1 rRNA gene is annotated in these 238 nt (G+C 50.0%); it reads left to right on the forward strand.

Going from position 1 to position 238, the window contains the following annotated elements:
• Nucleotides 1-238, forward strand: a 23S ribosomal RNA gene (locus KJQ99_RS10295); the annotation flags it as partial.

A 238-nucleotide genomic window follows, 5' to 3' on the forward strand; every position in this document is an offset into this window, starting at 1 on the left:
GCAAGGAAACTTACAACAAAGAGTCCCTCCCGACTGTTTACCAAAAACACAGCACTCTGCTAACACGTAAGTGGATGTATAGGGTGTGACGCCTGCCCGGTGCTCGAAGGATAATTGATGGGGTCAGCAGCAATGCGAAGCTCTTGATCGAAGCCCGAGTAAACGGCGGCCGTAACTATAACGGTCCTAAGGTAGCGAAATTCCTTGTCGGTTAAATACCGACCTGCATGAATGGCGT

It is taken from the genome of Campylobacter sp. 2018MI13, from assembly GCF_018501135.1.
GTDB lineage: Bacteria > Campylobacterota > Campylobacteria > Campylobacterales > Campylobacteraceae > Campylobacter_E.